The 6,050-nt window shown below is 62.7% G+C and carries 4 protein-coding genes; all 4 read right to left on the reverse strand.

The features are described 5' to 3' along the window. A partial coding sequence (locus VGL22_RS20245; protein ID WP_465268775.1) for an ADOP family duplicated permease occupies positions 1 to 2,420 on the reverse strand: 2,420 nt, incomplete at its 3' end. A 16-nt stretch (positions 2,421 to 2,436) separates the two neighbouring features. Beyond that, complete coding sequence (locus VGL22_RS20250; protein WP_465268776.1) at positions 2,437 to 2,766, reverse strand: PadR family transcriptional regulator; 330 nt, start codon at positions 2,764 to 2,766, stop codon at positions 2,437 to 2,439. 135 nt (positions 2,767 to 2,901) lie between these two features. Continuing rightward, a complete protein-coding gene (locus VGL22_RS20255; protein ID WP_465268777.1) occupies positions 2,902 to 5,538 on the reverse strand; it encodes an ADOP family duplicated permease in 2,637 nt (878 codons plus the stop codon). 103 nt (positions 5,539 to 5,641) lie between these two features. Beyond that, positions 5,642 to 5,971, reverse strand: a complete 330-nt coding sequence (locus VGL22_RS20260) for a PadR family transcriptional regulator (RefSeq protein ID WP_465268778.1) — start codon at positions 5,969 to 5,971, stop codon at positions 5,642 to 5,644. Positions 5,972 to 6,050: the final 79 nt, after the last annotated feature.

Genomic DNA, 6,050 nt, shown 5'->3' on the forward strand with positions numbered 1-6,050 from the left:
AGGTCGCGGCGTTGCGCGCCAAGGGCGACGCGCAGGCCGAACTCCGAGGTGCGCTGGGTAACGGTGTAGGCGATGACCCCATAGGCGCCGATGCCTGCAAGCAGGATGGCGAGTGCGGCGAAGAGTGCGACCAGAACCAAAGTGAAGCGGGGCGTGGAGACAGACGCGTCTGTTACCTGGTCCATAAGCTTGATTTCGGCCACGGCCAGTTCGGGATCGAGGCGATGAACGGCGCTGCGCAGGCCGTCCACGGCCGCACGCGGATCGGACTCGGTGCGGACGGCGACGGACATATCCGTCTGCGTCGCCTGGTACTCCGACCACCAGAAGGCGGGTTCGGCGCCCGGGCTGTTGGGCTGGTCTTTGATATCCCCCACCACGCCTACGATGGTCATCCAGTCTTCGTCTTTTTTGGGGTTGTCTTCAAAGGTGATGCGCCTGCCTAGAACGTCCTCGCCGGGCCAGTACTTGCGGGCCATGGCGAGGTTGATGATGAGGACCCGCGGCGCGCCTGTCTTGTCAGCCTCCGTGAAGAAGCGGCCCTGAAGCAGGGGAATGCCCATGGCGCTGAAATAGCCGGGCGTGGCCATGTGGTAGCGCGCGTGAGACTCGTCATTCGGCGCGGTCTTCTTGCCCTCAAGGATGAAGCCGCCGGCGTTCTCGTCATAGCCTGTCCAGGGCAGGTCGCTGCCGGCGCCGGCGCTCTGCACGCCGGGGAGCTGAGCGAGCGCCGCGGTAAGCCTGCTGAAGAATTGCGCGGTTTGCTCGGAAGTCTTATAGCGGGCGTGGGGAAGCGAAAGGCTGGCCGTGAGGAGTTGATCCTGGCGGAAGCCGGGATTGAGATGGAGAAGATTGAGAAACGTACGAAGCATCAAGCCCGCGCCGATGAGAAGGACGCATGCCATGCCGACCTCCGCAATGACCAGGGCATTGCGGAGGCGGTTTTGATGGCGAGTGGCGGTGGCGGCTCGGCTGCTTTGCTGCAGGCCCTGTTTGGGATCAGTGCGCGCGGCCTGCATGGCCGGCGCCAGCCCGAACAGGATTCCGGTGAGAACGCTGACGAGGAGCGTGAACCCCAGCACGGGCCCGCTTACGTGAATGTCGTGGGCTCGCGGAAAATCGGCCGGCAGCAAGGAGACCAGCGCGCGCACTCCGCCGAAGGCCAGAGCGAGGCCAAGAACGCCGCCAGTGAATGCCATGATGAGGCTCTCCGTGAGGAGTTGGCGCACCACCCGCAAACGCGGCGCGCCCATGGCGAGGCGCACAGCAATCTCGCGTTGGCGGGCGGATGCGCGTGCCAGCAGCAGATTGGCCGCGTTGGCGCAGGCGATGAGCAGAACGATTCCCACCGCACCGAGCAGAACGAGAAGCAGGCGCCGGGTGTTGCCAACCACTTCAGAGTAGAGCGGAACCACAAGCACGGACCAGCCCGTGCCGCTGGCGGAATGCTCGCGGCCAATCTGCGCCATGATGGCATTCATCTCGCCCTGCGCCTGATCGATGCTCACTGCGGGCTTGAGGCGGCCGATGCCCTCGATGAAATGGGAGCCGCGCTGATTGGAGTTGCCGGCGAACGAGAAGGGCCACCACACATCCACGCTTTCTCCGTAGGCAAGCGAGTGGTACACGTTGCCGGGGTGCTCAGTGCCTGCAGGCATCACGCCGATCACGGTGAACGGCTGCATATTGAGCGTGACCTTGCGGCCTACGATGTGTGGATCGGCGCCGAAACGCGTGCGCCAGACACGGTCGCTGAGAATGACCTGAAGGCCATTGCCCGGCACTTCGGCCTGGAAGTCGAATTCGCGTCCGAGCTGCGGATGCAATCCAAGCACGCGGAAGTAGCCGGAGGTGATGCCGAAGCCATTCAGCTTGACCGGCTCACCTTCACCGGAGAGTTGCACGTCGCCTCGCGTGAATGCCGCCATGGATTCGAAGGAATGGTTGCGGGCGCGGAAATCGAGGAAATCCCAGGGATTGAGCGGGAACTTGGGATACTCATGGCTGGAAAGGAAGATGCGTGTCAGGTGCTCAGGCTCTGCATAGGGCAAGCTCTTCAGCAACACTCCATTAATCACGCTGAAGATGGCGCTGTTGGCTCCAATGCTGAGTGCGAGCGTGACGATCATGACCAGCGCGAAGGTGGGATTGGCCCACAGTTGGCGCACAGCGTACTTCGCATCGTCGATCGTGAGCTCGATGAAACTGGTGCCGCGCGCATCGCGGCAGTCTTCCTTTACCTGCTCGTGTCCGCCGAAACGGAGGCGTGCCTCGCGCCTTGCATCCTGCTCAGACATCCCCGACCTCATCAGTTTTTCTACCTGGCGATCGAAGTGGAAGCGGATCTCCTCGTCCAGTTCGCCTTCCACGAGCTTGTGGTGCAGCAGCGCACGGGTGCGATAACGCAGATCGTCCAGCATGAGTTCATGCTCCTTCTCAAGCGCCTTCCAGCACCTGTTCGACGGCGACGGCCAGCTTTCGCCAGGCTTCGGTTTCCGCTTCCAACTGCTTCTTTCCGGCGCGAGTGAGCTCGTAATATTTGGCACGGCGGTTGTTATCGGATGTGCCCCACGTCGCCTTGATCCAGGCGCGCCGCTCCAGCCGGTGGAGGGCAGGGTAGAGCGACCCCTGCTGAATGCTGAGGACCTCACTCGAGACTTGCTGCACACGCTCAGAGATGGCCCAGCCATGCTGCGGCCCGGTCAGCAATGTACGCAGGATGAGAAGGTCGAGCGTGCCCTGCGGAAGTTCAATGCGCCCGGTCAAGCGAGTCCCCTTTCACTTCTACAGGAGGAGCGTAATACGATCCCATGTAGAAGTGCAAGGGGAATGTGCATTGAGGCAGGGATCAGTGGCCAGGGACCACGGATCAGAGGCGAGAGGTATCCGCAATGCGTGCCCTTACTCGGTCCGCAAGGCCTGCATGGGATCGACGCGGCTGGCGCGCCACGCCGGCAGGATGCAGGCAATGGTTGCGACTACTAGAAGGGTGCCGGCGACGCCGGCGTAAATGCCGGGGTCGAGCGGCTTGGTATTGAAGAGCATGGACGTGATCAGGCGGCCGGTGGCCGCAGAGGCTGCCAGTCCCACGGCCAGCCCCAGCAGCGCGGGCCTCAGGCCATCGAGCAGAATCAGTCTCAGCACCTGCGGGCGCGGCGCCCCCAGGGCCATGCGGATGCCGATCTCGCCGGTGCGCTGCGTGACGAGATACGCGAGCACGCCATAGAGGCCGGCCGCCGCCAGGAGGAGCGCAATGATGGCAAAGCTCAGGATGAGGACCGAATCGAACTGCGAGTCGAGCGTAGATTTCGCGATGGTGTCATTCAACGTCATGATGTCGGCAACCGGAAGATCGCGGTCGAGCTTGCCGACGACGTTCTCGATGGGCATGGCGAGCGATTCAGGATTGTGCGCGCGCACAAAGATGGTGGCTGACATCCAGCCGTTCCCATAGAGCGGCATGTACATGGTCGGCTTCGGGGGTTCGTGGATGCTCCAGCGCGTATCGCCGACTACCCCAATGATCTCGTAGGCATCTTTGTTGAATTCGAAGCGTAGATGTTTGCCGATTGGATCCTGGCCGGGAAACAACTGCTGGGCTGTAGCCAGCGATATCACAGTCACGTGGGAGCGGGCGAGGCGCTCGTCGGACGTGAAGATGCGCCCCCGCAGCAGGGGAATATGCGCGGCGGCGAAGTAGCCGGGATCGGCGGCGCGCCGGTGCATGTCGACGAGGTCTTCGACTCTTCTAGGCTGCTCGACGGTGTCTCCGAGCGTGTCGCCGCCCCAGCCCTGGCCGGGAGCGGTGCTCACCAGGCCGGCTGCTTCCACGCCCGGCAGCGCACGTACGCCGGCTATGAGCTGCTCAAAGAATGCCACCTGCTGTACTTCTTCCTTGTAGCGCGATTCCGGCAGGCTCACGCGCATGGTGAGCGTGTTTTCGATGGGAATGCCCAGATCAGTGCTGCGCATGCGCTGGTAGCTCTTGAGCAGCAAGCCGGCCCCCGCCAGCAGCACCACCGTGAGGCTGACTTCAAGCACCAGCAATACCTTGCGCAGGGTGGCGCGTTGATGACTGCCGCGATTGGTGCGTGAGGATTCCTGCAGGGCGCTGAGCAGCTTCTTTCCATCGGAGCCCAGTGCCGAGATAAGTCCGGAGAACAACGCGCACCCGGCAATGGTTGCAAAGGTGAAGAGCACAACACCGCTGTCGATCCGAATCGACTCGATGCGGTTCATATCGGGCCGCATTCTCACCAGCAGTTGCAGCGCAGCCCACGCCATAACGATGCCGGCAGCTCCCGCGCAAGCTGAGATAAGGACGCTCTCCGTCAGTCGTTCGCGCATCAGGCGCAGCCGCCCGCCTCCCAGCGCAGTGCGAAGAGCCATTTCCTTGCTGCGGGCCGCCGTGCGGGCAATCAGCAGGCTGGCGACGTTCATGCACGCGATGAGGAGGACGCAGGCGGTGGCGCTGAGCAGAGCGTAGAGAGGAGTCTTGTACTCATGCACAGCATCGTCGAGCATGGAGCGGCCATTGACTGCGCCGTTGACCCCTCCCGTCTTGTGCTCCTTCTTTATTTGCGCCTGTACCGCGCCCAGTCGGGCCAGCACGGAGGCGAGCGTTGCGCCCGGCTTGAGGCGCGCGGTCACAATCATTTCGTGATCGTCATAGGCCTGCAGCAGAGCGTCGGGCGCTTCGTGGCCGATAGGCGTCCACACGAGGATGGTGGCGCCGCCGAACGCGCTGTTGAATACGAAAGACGCCGGCAGCACGCCGATTATGGTGTAGGGTTTGGCGTCGAGCCAAATGCTTTTGCCCACAATGGCTGGATCGCTGGCGTAACGTCTGCGCCAGAAGGCGTCACTCAGAATCACGGTGGCCTGGGCGCTGTGTTGGTCGTCGGAGGCGGTGAAGGCGCGGCCGAGGGCGGGCTGGACGCCGAGGATCGAGAACAGGTTCCACGAGCACATGCTGGCGTCGATGCGTTCGGGGAGCTTTCCGCCTTCCGCGGAGACGTTGTAATTCTGAAATGGCGATACCATCGCCATCTGCTCTACGCCCGCGGCGGCGCGTTGCCACTCGTAAAAGCTTCCGGCTGCGACGGGGTTGAACTGGCCAAGGCCGGACTCCGCGGAGCGCTCGTAGAGGGTGACCAGACGGCCAGGGTCGGGGTAGGGCAGCGGTTTGAGCAGCACACCGCGCACGATGGTGAACAGCGCCACGTTGGCGCCGATGCCGAGCGCCATCACGAGAATAGCGATCACAGTAAAACCGGGAGCGCGAAGCAGCATCCGGCAGCCAATGCGCAGATCGTGCAGAACCGACTCCATGCGCGCCCAATTCCAGGTGCCGCGCGCCTGATCGCGCAGGAGGGTTAGATTACCGAACGTGCGCACTGCAGCCGTCCGCGCCTCTTCCGCACTCATCCCGCGCGCAGTGTTTTCGGCAATCTGGCGGTCGAGGTGATCACGGAGTTCGGCGTCCAATTCAACCGCGGCCCGGCGGCGGCCGAAGAGCATCCGGAGTTGTATACCCAAACGGCTCAGACCTTGCATGCTGTACCCCTCGCTCCCTGCATTGAACTCGACTCTGCCCTTTGTTCCTTTGTCCCTATTTCCTTTGTCCCTATTTCCCTGCTTCTCACGCTTCGCTGACGATCAAATTGATCGCGGCTGACAGACGGCTCCAGTTGGCGGACTCGGCGTTCATCTGCTTGCGGCCTGCGGCAGTCAGCGAATAGAACTTGGCCTGGCGCCCGGTCTCGCTTTCCTGCCACTTCGCTTTGATCCACCCCTGCTGCTCGAGGCGGTGGAGTGCGGGATACAGCGAACCCTGCTGGACCTGCAGCACCTCGCCGGAAACCTGCTGAATGCGCTTGGCGATGGCCCATCCGTGCAGCGGCTCGAGGGCCACGGTCTTGAGGATGAGGAGGTCGAGGGTGCCTTGAACGAGATCGCTTGGTTTGCCCATGCCTAGATTATCTACACTGGCGATTGTAGATAGTCAAGGTATTGTTTGCAGATAATCCAGGTATTCGTGTCAGCCCGGC

The sequence above is a fragment of the Occallatibacter sp. genome (genome assembly GCF_036502485.1).
GTDB lineage: Bacteria > Acidobacteriota > Terriglobia > Terriglobales > Acidobacteriaceae > Telmatobacter.

Coding starts and splice junctions, on each gene's coding strand:
- VGL22_RS20260 (WP_465268778.1), bottom strand. CDS start 5,971: ATGGGCAAACCAAGCGATCTCGTTCAAGGCACCCTCGACCTCCTCATC.